Here is a 14,679-nt window from a genome sequence, read left to right as displayed (position 1 = left end):
TCGAGGGCCTCGACCGCGTCTTCCAGGTGTTCGACGCTGGTCGTTCCGACGATGGGAGTGTCGACCCACTCCTTGCGGAACAGCCACGCCAGCGCGATCTGCGCCATCTTCACCCCCTTCTCGTCGGCGAGCTCCGCGACGCGCTCGTTGACCGACGGACCGCCGCCCTCGCGGTAGGGGTGCTCGTAGAGGTGCTCTTCCGTCTCTCCGCGGAGCGTGGCGTCGACCGACTCGTGCGGTCGGGTGAGGTAGCCGCGCGCGAGCGGGCTCCACGGCATCACGCCGATCCCCTCCTTCTCGCAGAGTGGCAGCATCTCGCGCTCCTCCTCGCGGTACGCGAGGTTGTAGTGGTTCTGCATCGTCGCGAAGCGTTCGTACCCCTCGCGGTCGCTCGCGTGTAACGCCTCGGCGAACTGGTGGGCCCACATCGAGGAGGCGCCGATGTACCGCACGTCGCCGCGCCGGACGGCGTCGTCGAGCGCCGCCAGCGTCTCCTCGATCGGTGTGTCGTCGTCCCAGCGGTGGATCTGATAGAGGTCGATCGTGTCCATCCCGAGCCGGTCGAGGCTGTGCTGTAGCTCCTGTTCGATCGCCTTCCGAGAGAGCCCGCCCGAGTTCGGGTTCGACTCGTCCATCTGGAAGTACCCCTTCGTCGCGACGACCGTCTCCTCGCGGTGGCCCTCCAGCGCCTCGCCGAGGACGCGCTCCGACTCGCCGTTCGAGTACATGTTGGCGGTGTCGAAGAAGGTCACCCCGAGTTCGATGGCGCGTTCGACGATCGCTTTCCCCTCCTCCTCGTCGAGGACCCACTCGCGCCAGTCCGGGTCGCCGAAGCTCATGCAGCCGAGACAGATCTTCGACACGGTCGTGCCGGTGTCGCCGAGCGTGGTGTACTCCATACGGCGACCAGACAGACGCGGAGTAAAAAGGTATCCGCGCGGGTGAGATCGCCGCGGGGGCGATCTACTCGTTGCGGAACGACGCGGTGTACACGAGGAACGCGCCCGTCAGGATCACGAACGCCAGAAACGTCACGAGCGCGAGCACGTTCGCGACCGGGGCGAGAGTGTCGAGGAACGGCTGTCCGGTCGAGTCGAGAACGAGCACGGCGAGGAGGGCGGCGATCAGACCGAGGAGCCAGTTTGTGAGTATTTCGTCCACGGCTCTCCCCTCGTCGAGGGCGAGTAAAAAGGAGGGTGTTGTGGCTCGGCCCCGACCGTCCGGCCCACAGACCTACGTCGACCGCGCCCGTGAGGTAGTTCATGGGCGACCGACCGATTCAGTGGCTGCTCGGCGACCAGCTCAACCCGGAGCTCGACGCGCTCAACGACGCCGACGAGGTGCTGTTGATCGAGGCGCACGGCTTCGCCGATCGGAAGCCGTACCACACCCACAAGCTGACGCTCGTCTTCTCCACGATGCGCCACTTCCGTGACGAGCTCCGCGAGCGCGGTCACGACGTGACGTACCTACGGGCGGAGTCGTTCGGCGAGGGCCTCGACGAGTTCCTGGCCGATCGGTCCGATCCCGATATCCGGCTGATGCGCCCCGCGAGCCACGGCGCGGGCGAGCGCCTCCGCGGGCTCGTCGCCGAGCGAGGCGGGTCGTTGGAACTGCTCGACAACGAGCTGTTCTGGACGACGCCGAGCGACTGGCGCGAGTGGGCCACCGGACCGGAGGGAGGGTGGGAGGACGGGTCCCTGCTCGCCGACGACGGGACCGCCGAGCGCACGTACCGACAGGAGAGCTGGTACCGCCACGTCCGCCGCGAGACGGGCGTGCTGATGGACGGCGACGAGCCGGTCGGCGGCGAGTGGAACTACGACGACCTGAACCAAGAGACGCCGCCGGACGACTGGGAGCCGCCGGAGCGGCCGCGGTTCGAGCCCGACGAGCTCACCCGCGAGACGCACGCGTGGGTCCGCGACCGGTTCGACACGTGGGGCGAGGAGGCGCTGGACGGGTTCGCGTGGCCGGTCACCCGGGAAGAGGCCCGAGCCGCGCTCGACGCGTTCGTTCGGGAGCGGCTGCCGTCGTTCGGGCGGTACGAGGACGCGATGGTGACGGGCGAGCCGTTCCTCTCCCACTCCCTGCTCTCGGTGCCGATCAACCTCGGGCTCCTCGACCCGCGCGAACCGGTCCGGGCGGTGGAGGCCGCCTACGAGCGGCGCGGGGTCGAACCCGGAGAGTACGACCCCGACGACGACCCCGCGGCGGGCGGCGGCTCGGGGACGACGCTCGACGCGTTCGCCGCGGGGGGCGAGGGACGCGCCGGCGGTGCGGGGAGCGAGGGCGACGACCCCGACCGCCCGCCGGTCCCGCTCAACGCGGCCGAGGGGTTCGTCAGGCAGGTGATCGGCTGGCGGGAGTTCATGCGGCACGTCTACCGCGAGGCGATGCCGGAGCTGGCGGCGGCGAACCAGTTGGACCAGACCCGGGAGCTCCCGCCGGCGTACTGGGACGGCGACACCGACATGACCTGCCTGTCGGAGGCCGTCGGCCACGTCCGCGAGCACGGGTACGCCCACCACATCGAGCGGCTGATGCTGCTCTCGAACTTCGCGCTGATCTACGGGGCCGACCCCGCCGAGCTGAACGAGTGGTTCCACCTCGGCTTCGTCGACGCGTACCACTGGGTGACGACGCCGAACGTCGTCGCGATGGGGTCGTTCGGCACCGACGTGCTCTCCTCGAAGCCGTACGCCTCCTCGGGGAGCTACGTGAACCGGATGAGCGACCACTGCGCGTCGTGTCCGTACGCCGTCTCCCGGACGACGGGCGAGGGCGCGTGTCCGTTCAACGCCCTCTACTGGGACTTCCTGAAGGAGAACGAGGAGACGCTCCGCGGGACGGGGCGGATGGGACTGATGTACTCGCACGTCGACGGCAAGGACGACGAGGAGTGGGCCGCGATCCGCGAGCGGGCGGCCGCGGTCCGAGAGCTGGCGGCGAACGGAGAGCTGTAGGCGGAGCGGGAGGTCGCCGCGACGTCGCGTCGGCGCTACTCGCCGCCTGCGAGCCGCTGCAGGCGGGGAAGCGCCTGTTCGTAGCCGAGTCCGACGACGCCGACGTACAGCGCGAGCAGTCCCATCCCGATCGCCCACGCGGCGAGCACGAGGTCGCCGCCGGAGGCCGCCGAGAGTCCGAACCGTTCGAGGACGACGCCGATCGTCGAGGCCGCGCCGGCCCCGACGACGACCGCGATGAGCTCAGCCAGTTCGACCGCGACCGCGGGCAGTTCGACCATACCGGCACGCCGTGGCCGCTGAATATCATTCTTTCGGGAGCGTCGCGAGGCGGCGGCGACCCGAGACGCGGGCGCCGATCGCCTGACTGCGGTCACTTGAGTCCGAACATTCGCATCGCCGAGTCGGCGACGCCCTTCGCGATCAGTCCGAGCCCCGCCAACAGGAGGGCGATCCCGCCGCCGACGACGGGGTCGTAGGCGGTCAACAGCCCGACCGAGAGGAGGACGAGGAGGACGCCGACGATACCGGTGGATCCGAGCGTGTCGCGCATACCCGCCGATCGCCGCCGCCGGCGTTTAAAAAGGGCGCTTCCGCGAGGAGAGCGGCCCTTTTATTTCCGGGAGCGCGTATCACCGCGTACGCATGAGCAACGGAGACGGCGACGGTCGAAACGACCTCCGGATGCCCGACGAGGACGAGGTGTTCGCGGAGGTCGTCGAGATGCTCGGCGCGAACCGGGTCCGGGTCCGCTGTGCGGACGGGAAAGAGCGGACCGCGCGTATTCCCGGGCGGATGCAGAAGCGCGTCTGGATCCGCGAGGACGACATCGTCCTCGTCGAGCCGTGGGACTGGCAAGACGAGAAGGGCGACATCGCGTGGCGCTACGAGAAGAGCGAGGCGGAGCAGCTCCGCGAGGAAGGCCACCTGCAGTAGCGCGAGCGCGGGTCGACCGCGAAGCGAGCCGTCGGCCGCGTAACTGCGGCGCCGGCCGCGGAGCCGTCGGCACCGGCGCGCCGCGGCGGCGACGAGCGACCGGCGCCCGCCGCACGGTTCTTAAGTCCGAACGGCCCCGAGCGAGCGTATGCTCCGGCTCGCGATGACGACCGACGCGGAGACGTTCGACCGGGTGCGGGAGCCGCTCGCGGACCGCGGCGTCGCCGTCGAACACGTACAGGCGAAAGAGCGGTCGCTCCGCGTCGCGGGCGGAGAGGGCGACGGGGGCCAGAGCGGGATCGAAGGGGACGGCGCCGAGGAGTTCGACGGCTTCGACGTCGGCTTCGTCTACCCCTCGCGGCTGATGGAGGGGGCCGTGGTCGACGCGCGGCTGTCGGTGCCGTGGGTGAACGGCCGGGACGCCGTCCTCGCCTCGCGGAACAAGGCGGGCGCGCTCGCCGCGCTCGACGACGCGGGGCTCCCGACGCCGCGGACGACGCTGGTGTCGAACCCCGTCGACGAGGCGATCGTCACCGAGGCGGTCTCGTCGTTCTCGTACCCCGTCGTCGTCAAGCCGAACTCCGCGACCCGGGGCGTCGGCGTCGCGACCGCCGGCGACCTCGACTCCCTGTTGGGGGTCGTCGACTACCTGAACCTCGTCCACGACTACCGCGCGACCGGCGACAAGTCCTACCTGATCCAGGAGTTCCTCCCCGACGCCCGCGACTACCGGGCGATGGTGGTCGACGGCGCCTACGCCGGCGCGGTGCGGCGGGAGCTCCCCGCGGACGCCAGAGAGCGGGGCCGGTGGAAGCACAACGTCCACCGCGGAGCCGAGGCGACCGGGGTCGACCTCCCCGAGCGCGCCCGGGAGCTGGCCGAGCGGACCGCCGACGTCCTCGGGATCGACTACCTCGGCGTCGACCTGCTCGAGACCGACGACCGGCTCGTCGTCAACGAGACGAACGCGCGCCCGACGGTGGACGCGGCGACGAAGTACGAGCCCGGCTTCTACGACCGGCTCGCGGGGCTCGTCAAGCGGACGGCGGCGGGAGAGAACTGACCGGGAGACCGCGGCGACCCGCTATTCGAGGTCGATCGACGCGGAGTCGTCGTCGCGGTCGAACGTGACCTCGAGGACGCCGTTGTTGAACGTCGCGTTCGCCGAGTGCTCGTCGACGGGGACCGGGAGGTCGACGGTCTCGTCGTACTCCCGCCGGTCCGAAGCCGCCGAGATGGTGAGCGCCTCGCCGTCGCACTGCAGTGAGAGCTCCTCCTTCGAGACGGCCGGGAGGTCGGCGACGAGCCGCACACCGTCGTCGGTGGCGTACGCGTCGACGTGCGTCGCCGATCCGAAGCCGGCGTCCTCGGTGCCCGGTTCGCCGCCCGCCATCTCGTTCATCATCCGTTCGATCTCCTCGAAGAAGTCTCCGAACGGATCGTCACGGTCGTCTCTATCCATATCTCATGTGAAGGCGGTGACCCCGATAAGCCTTCTGTCGGCCGCCGTATTGGCCGGCACGGACCGGCGCCGCGCGCGGGCCGACCCGGCGTCAGCGGCCGGAATCGAGACTGGGGATCGACACCGTACGTAACGAAATCGAACGATAGTGACTATCTCAGGCCGACTCGGTCGGATTTAAGTATCTGCGGCTCGGCTTTTTCGGATATGAGTAAATCATATCTCACTGCGGCCGAAGACGTGAGCGATGACGAGGTCGTGCGAGTCGGACTCAACGGGTTCGGTCGCATCGGGCGGAACGTGTTCCGCGCGGTGCTGGAGTCGCCGCGGATCGAGCTCGCCGGCGTCAACGACGTGATGGACTTCGACGACATGGCGTACCTCGCGAAGTACGACACCGTCATGGGCCGGCTCGACGGCGTCGAACGCGAGGGCGACTCGCTGACCATCGGCGGCACCTCGGTCCCGCTGTACAACGTGCAGGACCCCGCGGACCTCCCGTGGGACGAGCTCGACGTCGACGTCGCCTTAGAGTGCACGGGCGTCTTCCGGACGCGCGAGGACGCGAGCGCGCACCTCGACGGCGGCGCGGACACCGTGATCATCTCGGCGCCGCCGAAGGGCGAGAAACCGGTCAAACAGCTCGTCTACGGCGTCAACCACGACGAGTACGACGGGGACGACGTGATATCGAACGCCTCCTGTACGACGAACTCCATCACGCCGGTCGCGAAGGTGCTCGACGCGGAGTTCGGCATCGACGCCGGCACCCTCACCACCGTCCACGCGTACACCGGCTCGCAGGCCCTCATCGACGGCCCGAAGGCGAAGACGCGCCGCGGGCGCGCGGCCGCCGAGAACATCGTGCCGACCTCGACGGGCGCGGCCGGCGCGGCGCAGCAGGTCCTCCCGCAGTTGGAGGGGAAGATCGACGGGATGGCGATGCGCGTCCCGGTCGCGAGCGGCTCGATCACCGAGTTCGTCGTCAGCCTCGACGAGACCGTCACCGCGGAGGAGGTCAACGCGGCCTTCCGCGACGCCGCCGACTCCGGCCCGCTCGCGGGCGTGCTGGGCTACACCGACGACGAGGTCGTCTCCAGCGACATCGTCGGGCTCCCGTTCTCCAGCTACGTCGACCTCGGGTCGACGAACGTCATCGCCGGCGGGAAGCTCCTGAAGATCCTCACCTGGTACGACAACGAGTACGGCTTCTCGAACCGGATGCTCGACATGGCCGCGTACGTCCGCGACGAGGCGTAAGCGGCAAACGTCCCGCCTCTCTCCAAAGACGCCGCGCGTCCCACGGAATAGCCCCGGCGGCGACGTTGCCCCGAAGGACCACCGCTTAAATATCTCATCGACGACCGTTCACCCATGCCCGCCTTCGACACCATCGACGACCTCCCGGCAGACTCGCGCGTCCTCGTTCGGCTCGACCTCAACTCGCCGATCGAGGACGGAGAACCGCAGGACAACCGCCGCTTCGGGCGCCACGCGGAGACGGTCCGCGAACTCGCCGAGGCGGGCCACCGCGTCGTCTGTATGGCCCACCAGGGGCGCCCCGGCCGCGACGACTTCACGTCGCTGTCGGGCCACGCCGCGATCCTCACCGAGCACGTCGGCCGCGACGTCGCCTTCGTCGCGGACACGTACGGGGAGACGGCGCTGGACGCGATCGATGATCTCGACGCGGGCGAGGCCCTCCTGCTGGAGAACACCCGGATGTGCGACGACGAACTCCCCGAAGAATCGCCCGAGGAGAAGGCCGAGACCGAGTTCGTTCGGACGCTCGCGCCGCGCTTCGACGCGTACGTCAACGACGCGTACTCCGCGGCGCATCGGTTGCACGCCTCGCTGGTCGGCTTCCCGCTCGCGCTCCCCGCGTACGCCGGGCGGGTGATGGAGACGGAGTACGAGGCCAACACCGCCATCGCGACCCGCGAGTTCGACGGGCCGGTGACGATGGTCGTCGGCGGGACGAAGGCGACCGACGTGATCGGCGTGATGGACGCCTTAGACGACCGCGTCGACCGGTTCCTCCTGGGCGGCGTCGCCGGCGAGCTCTTCTTGCGCGCCGCGGGCCACCCGGTCGGGCGCGACGTGGGAGGGATGGACCTCTTCGACGAGCAGTGGGAGGGGAACCGCGAGCTGATCGAGTCGGTGCTCGACGAGCGCGGAGACGCGATCCACCTCGCGACGGACCTCGCGTACGAGGGGCCGGACGGCGACCGCGCGGAGGTCGCCGTCGACGAGATCGACGAGAAGACCGCGGGGTACCTCGACGTGGGGTCGGAGACGGTCGCGGCCTACGAGCCGCTCATCCGCGAGTCCGGCGCGGTGTTCGTGAAGGGGGCGCTCGGCGTCTTCGAGGACGAGCGGTTCGCCGACGGCACCGTGGGCGTGCTCGAAGCCATCGCCGAGACCGACTGCTTCTCCGTCGTCGGCGGCGGGGACACGTCGCGCGCCATCGAGATGTACGGCCTGAACGAGGCCGACTTCTCGCACGTCTCCATCGCGGGCGGGGCGTACATCCGCGCGCTGACGGGCGAGCCGCTGCCGGCCGTGGAGGTCCTGGAGGCGGCGGCCGAGCGGCAGTAGGGCGGGCCGGGGTTCCGCCCTCGCGGTCGAACTACTCCTCGTTGAGGTCGAGGTCGAACTGCTCGTTCTCCGTCACCGCGTTGAGCACGACGCTCGTGTTCGACTCGCGGATGTCGGCGTCGGTGAGGATCGACTTGATCTGGTCGTTCATCCCGTCCGTGTCGGTGAACTTGCCGATGGCGATCACGTCGTAGTCGCCCGTGACCTCGTAGACGCTCACCATCTGTTTCTCCTGGCGGAGCTTCTCCGTGACGTCGGGGAGCGCGCTTCCTTCGACCTTCAGCTGGAGCACGGCGGTCACGTCGTAGCCGAGTTTGTCGTAGTCGACGATGGGTGTGTACCCCCGGATCACGCCCTCGTCTTCGAGATCTCGGAGGTGGTTCGAGACGGTCGTCACTGACACGTCGAGCTCGTCTCCGAGGCTCCGGAGGCTCGCGCGGCCGTTGCTGAGAAGGGAGTTGACGAGTTTGGCGTCGAGGTTTTCGTACGTCATCACACCTAACCATGCGTTCGGGGGTTTATAATTTTACGAACGTCCAGCAGTATTGCCGGACTGGCGGTTCATGCACCAAGCGATAAGGCCTTTATACTGGCAGATAACTAACGAAGCGTCCAGAACATGACGGACGAACACGCGAAACCAGACGGCGGCCTCACGGCCGAAGAACAGGCGGTACTCGACGAGATCGATGAGAAAAACGTCGACTTCCTGCGGCTCCAGTTCACCGACATCCTCGGGGTCGTGAAGAACGTCTCCGTGCCGGCCCACCAAGCGGAGAAGGCGTTCACCGAGGGGATCTACTTCGACGGCTCCTCGATCGAGGGGTTCGTTCGGATCCAGGAGTCGGACATGCGGCTCGTTCCCGACCCCGACACGTTCGCGGTACTCCCGTGGCGGCGCGACGAGAACGGCTCCGCCGCCGCCCGGCTCATCTGCGACATCGTCGACACCGACGGCGAGCCGTTCGTCGGCGGCCCGCGTCAGGTGCTGAAGAGCGTCCTCGCCGAGGCCGAGGAGATGGGGTACTCCGTCTCCATCGGTCCCGAGCCGGAGTTCTTCCTGTTCGAGAAGGACGACGACGGCAACGCGACGACGATCCCCCACGACAACGGCGGCTACTTCGACCTCGCGCCGAAGGACCTCGCGTCCGACGTGCGCAAGGAGATCATCTTCACGTTAGAGGAGATGGGATTCGAGATCGAGGCCTCCCACCACGAGGTCGCCGAGGGCCAACACGAGATCAACTTCAAGTACGCCGACGCGCTCACGACCGCGGACAACATCGCGACGTTCCGCGCCGTCGTCCGCGCGGTCGCCGAGCAGCACGACCTCCACGCGACGTTCATGCCCAAGCCGATCGCCGATATCAACGGCTCGGGGATGCACAGCCACATCTCGCTGTTCGACGAGGACGGCAACGCCTTCGCCGACGACGACGACGAGTTCAACCTGAGCGAGACCGCCTACCAGTTCATGGGCGGTATCCTGAACCACGCGAAGGCGTTCACGGCCGTGACGAACCCGACCGTGAACTCCTACAAGCGCCTGGTGCCCGGCTACGAGGCGCCGATCTACGTCGCCTGGTCCGACACGAACCGCTCGGCGCTCGTCCGCGTCCCGGACGCGGCGGGCGTCTCCGCGCGCTTCGAGGTCCGCAGCCCCGACCCGTCCTGTAACCCCTACCTCGGGATGGCGTCGCTCATCGCCGCCGGGCTCGACGGGATCAAGACCGACGCGGACCCGGGCGACCCGGTCCGCGAGGACATCTACGAGTTCGACGACGAGAAGCGTCAGGAGTACGGCATCGATACGCTGCCGCCGAACCTCGGCTCCGCCGTCGAGGAGCTGGAGACGGACGAGGTGCTCCAGGAGGCGCTCGGCCCGCACACCTCCGAGAAGTTCGCCGAGGCGAAGTCTCAGGAGTTCAGCGAGTACCTCACCCAAGTGTCGCAGTGGGAGGAGGACCGGTACCTCGAGACGTTCTGAGATAGCCGGCGTCCGCCGCTTCGGATCTCCGTTCTCTTTCAGTTGTTCTCGTTCGACCAGTCGCTCGCGTTACGGTCCGGCCGGACCGCGCCGAGTCGCGCCGGCAGCGCCGGGACGGCGACGACGGCGACGACCGCCGCGGTCGTCGCGGCCAGCGTGACGACGAGCGAGTCGGCGAGCGCGTACGCGCCGACCCAGAGCGCGCCGGTGACGGCGAGCGCCGGGACCGCGATCCGGACCGGAACCGCCGGTTCGTCCCCGGTGACGAGCCGCCAGCCCGCCGCGCCCCCGATCCCGGTAGCGATGCCGATGCCCGCCTCGACGACCTCCTCGGCGTTTCCGTCGGCGAGCGCGACGCCGACCGCCGCGAGCGAAACGACCGCGGCCAACAGGAACGCCGGGGTGGGGTCAAGCTCGGCGGTCGGCTCGCGACTCACCGAGGACGGACCGCCGCGGAACCGAGGGTCACCGGCGAGCCACAGCGCGACGGCGACGACGACCGCGCCGAGGAGGAGGCCGGCGAGCACGTCGACGAGGTAGTGTACTTCGATTACCACCCGGGAGGCGGCGACGGCGACGGCGATGGCAACGGCCGCGAGCAGGCGCCTCCCGTCGGTCGACGCGCGGTCGTACACCAGCGCCAGCGCGAGGTACGCCGCCGCGCCGCCGGTGGCGTGGCCGCTCGGGAAGCCGAAGCCGTCGGAGAGCACCTGCGCCTCGTACCACCCGACGAGCAGGCCGGGGAGCCACGTCGGCACGTCGGCCGGTCCCATCGCGCCCGGGGGTCGGGGGACAGCGAACCACGCCTTGCCGAGTGCGACGGCGGCGTACGCACAGGTGACCGCGGCGATGGCGGTCGCGCCGGCGCGGCGCGGCGAGGCCGCGAGCCGATCGCCCGCGAACCAGTAGCCGACCGCCAACAGCCCGAAGAGGAACCACGGGTCCGCGAGGTGGGTGACGGCCGCGAAGACGACGACGACTATCTCGGGGAGCGCGTCGACGAGGGCGGCCTCGCCGAGCCCGCGCTCCGCGGAGACGAGTCCGGTCATGGCCGACTACTCACTTCAGTCGTCGCCCCGGTCGCGGGCGTAGTCGAGCGCCTTCCCGGGCGTTTCGAGCAGGTTGAGACCGATGCCGACGATGATGAAGAGGGTGTACAGTCCGAGCGTCGACAGGCCGAGGATGAGCATCGCCGCGATGGCGTAGAGCCCGTCGAGAAAGGAGAACGCGCCGAGTATCAGCACCGTCCCGTACAGCAGCACGAGATACGGTCCCCAGCCGCGGGCGTGGCCGCGTCGCATCCGGGACCGGACGTAGCGTTTCAGCTCCGACTCCACCGCGGGCTTGTCGACGGTGCGCCGCTCGACGTCGTCCTCGAACTCGTCGAACTCCGCCCGCAGTCGCCCGACTTCCTCTTGAAGCGCCGCCACGTCCGGCGCGCCCGCCGGCCGTCCCTCGTCGCCGGCGTCGCCCGCGCCGTCCGACTCGCCGTTCATACCCGTGGGTCGGTCGCGGTCGTGTTGTAACTGCCGGTCCGCGGCGTGGTCGATCGCGGCCGATCCGCGTCCGAGGCCGGCGCCGCTCGCAGGGGGCGCCCCGTCTCGACCGGCCAGCACGACGTTGACCACCCCGCCGACCACGACGACGACGGCGGCGAGGTAGAGCCACGTGACGAGCAGGAGAACGCCGCCGATGACGCCGTACACCTGAAACTGCCCGGCGCTCGCGGCGTACACCTGAAAACCGGCCTGCAGCAGCGTCCAGCCGACCGCGGCGACGACTGCGCCGGGCAGCGCCTCCCGGATCCCGATGCGGGGCTGGGGAAGCAGGTAGTACATCGGGAGGAAGACGATGGCGAGAAAGCCGGGCAACGCGAAGATGCCGGCCACCTCTACCGCCGGGACCGCGTCGACGGCCGCGATGGTCGCGCCGACGACGAACATCACGCCGATACCGACGCCGACCGCGAGGACGACCGAGGCGGCGTCGGTGAGCTGTTTGGCGAAATCCGGCGGCTCCTTGATGCCGTACAGCTCGGCGAACGCCGTATCGAGGCCGCGGAACACCTTCAGCGTCGACCAGAGTAGCACCGCGACGCCGAGCACGCTCGCACCGGTCCGTCCGCCCGCGGAGGAGATCGCACCGGTGACGGCCTCCTGACCGGCGGGCGTAAGGAAATCCCCGGCGCTCGCGACCAACTCGTTGGCGATCACCTCGCCGAAGACGGCGGTCGCGACGACCACGAGCAGCAGGAGCGCGGGGATCAGCGAGACGAACGCGTAGTAGGCGATCGCGGCGGCGAGGAACGTCACCTGTCGGTCGATCGCGACGTCGATGACGCCTCGGACCGTACCGAAGGCGGTCGAGTGTCTGGGCACGCTCTCCGGTTCGGCCGATGGCGACAAAAGCGAGGGGGATGCCGCCGAGACCCGAAAGCGACCGGGCGAGTCAGCTCGCGGCGTCGCCGTCCGCGTCGGCCGCGTCGTCGGCCCCGTCCCCCAGAACCGCCGCCCGCATCTCGGGGATCGACGCCGTGCTCTTGACCGCGGTGCCGCGGTAGTGGGCGCGGCTGGCCTCGTGGCCGGCCCCCCGCAGCCGGTCGACGAACGCCTCCATGCCGATGGCGGGCTCGCCCCACTCCTTGTACAGCCGGTGCTGGTCGTAGTGCGTGGGGGTGTCGATCTCGCGGGCGACCGTCCCGAGCAGTTTCCGGGCGCGCTTCGCCTCGCCCATGTCGTCGGTGACGCGGCGCCGGACCGCGCGGGCGAAGTCGGCGTCGGCGACGGCTCCCAGCCACAGCGGTCCGGCCGTGAGCACGCGGTCGCTCCCGCAGACGGGGCAGGTCTCGGCGGGATCGGCGATCAGGCCGCGGGTCGGCTCGCGCCAGAGGCAGTCCTCGCAGTGGTCGACGTAGCCGAGGTCGTCGATACAGGCGTCGGCCGCCCGGGCGCCGGACTCCAGTTCGAGGTAGGTCCGCGCGTAGTGGCGCGAGACGTGCGAGACGATCGGGCAGGCCGCCTTGTCGTAGCGCGCCGCCGTCCGCACCAACGCGGAGATCAGCGTCCGGAGCCCCATCTCCGGGTGGTAGTCGGTGTTCCTCGGCACGGCGCCGTACTTCCGGATCCCGCTGTTGAGGTGCGCGCCGCACAGCGGCGCGGTGTCGGTCGCCGTGACGCAGACGAGGTTGCGGGCGTTCGCGAGCGCGGCGTCCGCGAAGGGTATCGGCGTCCCGTACGGGTCGAGGTCGACGACGTCGAAGACGTTCTCGTACAGCAGCGCGTTGACGTCGCGGTGAACCGCCTCCCCGTCGAGGTCGTTGGCGGCGAGGTTCTCGGCCGCGAGGTCGACCGCGTCCGGGTCAACGTCGGCACAGGTGACGTCGTACCCCTCCGCGGCGGCGCGGACCCCCCGGATCCCCGAGGCGGCCATCGCGTCGAGGTACGAGGCCGCGCGCGGCTCCCGCTCGCGGTACGCGCGCAGCACCGCGACCGTGACGTCGCGGTTCAGCTCCTGGGTCGGGTTGAAGAAGACCCCGCCGCCGGTACCCTCGCTAGCCCCGTCGCGGGCCTCGGGAACGGAGACGGTGAGACCGCCCTCCTCGATGTCCATACCTCGGGTTCGGCCATCCCGCACAAAAGGACCGCGCTCCACCGGTGACCCCGCGATCGGGGTTCTCGCTTCCCTCCAAACGCCGCCGCCGCCGTGAAGCGGGGCTTTTAGCCCGCCACGCGGATACGTAGACACACTGATGTACGCTACGTTCAACCGAGACCCGGACGGCCGTCCGACGTGCGACTGCGACGCGACCGCGGAGGCGGATCGTGGATGGTGAGTCCGGCCCGCGTCGACGCGCTCACCGACCTCGCGTACGGCGCACTGATCGTCCTGTCGATCGTCCTCATCGCCACGCTGAACGTCAACGACATCGGCGTCGCGTTCGGGATCGGGGTGTTCGCCTCCTACGTGGTCCACGTCGTCTGGAAGATGGCCCGGTTCGATCCCGACTGGATGACGCGGGAGGTCGCCGATCAGGTCGGCAAAGAGGTGGAGAAGAGCGTCGGCGACACCGTCAATAAAGAGGTGGAGAAGACCGTCGGCGACACCGTCAATAAAGAGGTGGAAAAGACCGTCGGCGACACCGTCAGTAAGGAGGTCGAGAAGACCGTCGGCGACACCGTCAGCAAGGAGATCGAAAAGAGCGTCGGCGAGACCGTCGGCAAGGAGGTCGAGAAGACCGTCGGCGAAAAGGTCGAAGAGACCGTCGAGAAGACCGTCGGTGACACCGTCAACAAGGAGGTCAGCGAGGTCGCAGACGACGTCAGCGACACCGTCAGCGAGGAGGTAACGGGGAAAGTCGAGGAAACGGTGGGCGAGACGGTCGAGAAGACTGTCGGCGAAAAGGTCGAAGAGACCGTCGAGGAGACCGTCGGCGAAAAGGTCGAAGAAACCGTCGAGAAGGCCGTCGGCGAGAAAGTCGAAGAGACCGTCGAAGAAACCGTCGACGAAAAGGTCGAAGAGACCGTCGAAGAAAAGGTCGAAGAAACAGGCGACGAAAAGATCGACGAAACCGCCGAGGATCAGGACGGCGACGACGTCGACTATCGACGCGGCGACTCGTAGCCCCGACCGACAGAGCGACTGAACGACACCCCCCTCCCCTACCCTCCTTCTGAATGCGTAATTTAGAACCGTCTTTATTGAGCAATCCGAAGGCAATAAACCGTGACGCC

The 14,679-nt window shown here is 69.1% G+C and carries 16 protein-coding genes; 7 read left to right on the top strand and 9 right to left on the bottom strand.

Features of this window, described 5'->3' with window-relative positions; genetic code table 11:
• Together DJ75_RS00835 and DJ75_RS00830 are read right to left on the bottom strand one after the other, a co-directional pair.
• Window positions 1–899: aldo/keto reductase (locus DJ75_RS00835; RefSeq protein WP_094521985.1), on the bottom strand; the 899-nt coding region annotated here is incomplete at its 3' end.
• A 64-nt stretch (window positions 900–963) separates the two neighbouring features.
• The gene (locus tag DJ75_RS00830; RefSeq protein WP_094521984.1) at window positions 964–1,161 is read right to left on the bottom strand and encodes a hypothetical protein; all 198 of its coding nucleotides are present in this window, start codon (window positions 1,159–1,161) and stop codon (window positions 964–966) included.
• A gap of 101 nt (window positions 1,162–1,262) precedes the next feature.
• Between DJ75_RS00830 and DJ75_RS00825 the strand changes: the two genes are divergently transcribed.
• Window positions 1,263–2,966 (top strand): cryptochrome/photolyase family protein, encoded by a 1,704-nt coding sequence (locus tag DJ75_RS00825; protein ID WP_094521983.1) that lies wholly within the window; start codon window positions 1,263–1,265, stop codon window positions 2,964–2,966.
• 35 nt (window positions 2,967–3,001) lie between these two features.
• On the opposite strand, the gene DJ75_RS00820 is transcribed toward DJ75_RS00825, so the two are convergent.
• Entirely contained in the window at window positions 3,002–3,247 is a 246-nt protein-coding gene (locus tag DJ75_RS00820; RefSeq protein ID WP_094521982.1) for a hypothetical protein, read from the bottom strand.
• Between the two features lie 92 nt (window positions 3,248–3,339).
• Window positions 3,340–3,519, bottom strand: coding sequence for a hypothetical protein (locus DJ75_RS00815; protein ID WP_094521981.1), 180 nt, complete (start codon window positions 3,517–3,519; stop codon window positions 3,340–3,342).
• 92 nt (window positions 3,520–3,611) lie between these two features.
• On the opposite strand from DJ75_RS00815, the gene eif1A reads away from it, so the two are divergent.
• On the top strand, window positions 3,612–3,902 hold the full coding sequence (gene eif1A, locus DJ75_RS00810; RefSeq protein WP_094521980.1) for a translation initiation factor eIF-1A: 291 nt from the start codon (window positions 3,612–3,614) through the stop codon (window positions 3,900–3,902).
• Window positions 3,903–4,050: 148 nt separating this feature from the next.
• The gene (locus tag DJ75_RS00805) at window positions 4,051–4,965 is read left to right on the top strand and encodes a RimK family alpha-L-glutamate ligase (RefSeq protein ID WP_094521979.1); all 915 of its coding nucleotides are present in this window, start codon (window positions 4,051–4,053) and stop codon (window positions 4,963–4,965) included.
• A 21-nt stretch (window positions 4,966–4,986) separates the two neighbouring features.
• On the opposite strand, the gene DJ75_RS00800 is transcribed toward DJ75_RS00805, so the two are convergent.
• On the bottom strand, window positions 4,987–5,364 hold the full coding sequence (locus tag DJ75_RS00800) for an Hsp20/alpha crystallin family protein (RefSeq protein ID WP_094521978.1): 378 nt from the start codon (window positions 5,362–5,364) through the stop codon (window positions 4,987–4,989).
• Between the two features lie 207 nt (window positions 5,365–5,571).
• On the opposite strand from DJ75_RS00800, the gene gap reads away from it, so the two are divergent.
• On the top strand, window positions 5,572–6,624 hold the full coding sequence (gene gap / locus DJ75_RS00795) for a type I glyceraldehyde-3-phosphate dehydrogenase (RefSeq protein WP_094521977.1): 1,053 nt from the start codon (window positions 5,572–5,574) through the stop codon (window positions 6,622–6,624).
• Window positions 6,625–6,738: 114 nt separating this feature from the next.
• Window positions 6,739–7,962: a phosphoglycerate kinase gene (locus DJ75_RS00790; RefSeq protein ID WP_094521976.1), complete on the top strand. Its 1,224-nt coding sequence runs from the start codon at window positions 6,739–6,741 to the stop codon at window positions 7,960–7,962.
• 31 nt (window positions 7,963–7,993) lie between these two features.
• On the opposite strand, the gene lrp is transcribed toward DJ75_RS00790, so the two are convergent.
• Entirely contained in the window at window positions 7,994–8,455 is a 462-nt protein-coding gene (lrp, locus tag DJ75_RS00785; RefSeq protein WP_094521975.1) for an HTH-type transcriptional regulator Lrp, read from the bottom strand.
• 126 nt (window positions 8,456–8,581) lie between these two features.
• On the opposite strand from lrp, the gene glnA reads away from it, so the two are divergent.
• Entirely contained in the window at window positions 8,582–9,949 is a 1,368-nt protein-coding gene (glnA, locus tag DJ75_RS00780; protein WP_094521974.1) for a type I glutamate--ammonia ligase, read from the top strand.
• A 38-nt stretch (window positions 9,950–9,987) separates the two neighbouring features.
• Here glnA and DJ75_RS00775 read toward each other — a convergent pair whose 3' ends face one another.
• From DJ75_RS00775 to DJ75_RS00765, 3 genes are all read right to left on the bottom strand, one after another.
• On the bottom strand, window positions 9,988–10,998 hold the full coding sequence (locus DJ75_RS00775; RefSeq protein ID WP_094521973.1) for a phosphatase PAP2 family protein: 1,011 nt from the start codon (window positions 10,996–10,998) through the stop codon (window positions 9,988–9,990).
• Between the two features lie 15 nt (window positions 10,999–11,013).
• Window positions 11,014–12,327 (bottom strand): YihY/virulence factor BrkB family protein, encoded by a 1,314-nt coding sequence (locus tag DJ75_RS00770; RefSeq protein WP_094521972.1) that lies wholly within the window; start codon window positions 12,325–12,327, stop codon window positions 11,014–11,016.
• A 70-nt stretch (window positions 12,328–12,397) separates the two neighbouring features.
• Complete coding sequence (locus DJ75_RS00765) at window positions 12,398–13,558, bottom strand: tRNA (guanine(26)-N(2))-dimethyltransferase (RefSeq protein ID WP_094521971.1); 1,161 nt, start codon at window positions 13,556–13,558, stop codon at window positions 12,398–12,400.
• Between the two features lie 216 nt (window positions 13,559–13,774).
• Here DJ75_RS00765 and DJ75_RS00760 point away from each other — a divergent pair, with 216 nt between their 5' ends.
• Window positions 13,775–14,569, top strand: coding sequence for a hypothetical protein (locus DJ75_RS00760; RefSeq protein WP_094521991.1), 795 nt, complete (start codon window positions 13,775–13,777; stop codon window positions 14,567–14,569).
• Window positions 14,570–14,679: the final 110 nt, after the last annotated feature.

Origin of the sequence: Halorubrum sp. Eb13, from assembly GCF_002252895.1 — an archaeon.
Taxonomy (GTDB): Archaea; Halobacteriota; Halobacteria; order Halobacteriales; family Haloferacaceae; genus Halorubrum.
Note: the sequence above shows the minus strand (reverse complement) of the source record. Positions and strands in the feature narration are given on the sequence as shown.